Origin of the sequence: Azospirillum sp. B506 (assembly GCF_000333595.1) — a bacterium.
In the GTDB taxonomy this organism is placed as follows: domain Bacteria; phylum Pseudomonadota; class Alphaproteobacteria; order Azospirillales; family Azospirillaceae; genus Azospirillum.
The window spans coordinates 1-878 of the sequence record NZ_BADK01000528.1; the positions used below are offsets into that span (position 1 = coordinate 1).

At 66.5% G+C, this 878-nt stretch carries 1 protein-coding gene; it reads right to left on the reverse strand.

Annotated features, from left to right (window positions below; translation table 11 throughout):
- Window positions 1-616, reverse strand: a 616-nt coding sequence (locus tag I71_RS15700) for a tripartite tricarboxylate transporter substrate binding protein (RefSeq protein WP_280109882.1), incomplete at its 3' end; no start/stop codon positions are given.
- Window positions 617-878 lie beyond the last annotated feature (262 nt).

Consider the following 878-nt stretch of genomic DNA (forward strand, 5'->3'; position numbering starts at 1 on the left):
TGGACATCAGCATCGCCAGATGGTCGTCGGAGCCGATGCCGGTGGTGCCGACCGTCACATTGTTGGGATTGGCCTTGGCGAAGGCGGCGACGTCGGCCAGCGTCCGGAACGGGCTGTCCTTGTGGACGACGAAGGACCCGGGATCGTCGACCAGATTGTAGAGCGGGTCGAGCCGGTCGAGCGAGAAGCGCGCATGCCGTTCGATCGGGATCGTCACGACGTTGGGCGAGTTGATGAGGCCGATGGTGTAGCCGTCGGGGGTGGCGTCGGCGATGGCGGCGAAGCCGATCTCGCCGCCGGCGCCGGGCTTGTTCATCACGATCACCCGGACGCCGCCTCCCAATTCCTTCTCGATGAAGGGGGCGAGCGACCGGACGATGAAGTCGGACCCGCCGCCGGCCGCGTAGCCGACGATCAGGCTGATCGGCTTCTCCGGATAGGCGGCCCGGACCGCGACCGGCGCCGCCAGCCCGACGATTGCCGCCAGCCCGGCCGCGACGGCCAGCCGCCGCAGCCCGCGCGACAGCAGCGCGCAAGACAGGGCGCGGAAGCGGCCGGTCCCGGCGGCGGCCGAGTCTCCGGTCGATCCGGCCGGACCGGCGGAATTCGCCTTCATATCCATCCTTCGCCTCCTTCGCTTCGCATCCGCCCTGCGACCGGGACGACGATCCGGTATCGTCTCGCGGAACCGCGCGCAGCTGTGGATGCGGACTCTCTCAACCGCTTTCTATCGATTTCCAGACGCCTGTCCGGCACCGTCTCGCGGCAAGCTCCATCGTAAAGGCGATTTTCCGGCAATCAACCTCCGTTTGGATGCAAATGCCCCCAGACGTATATTCTCAGGCTTGTTTTTCTGTCAAGGGTACCCGCTTCAAGGA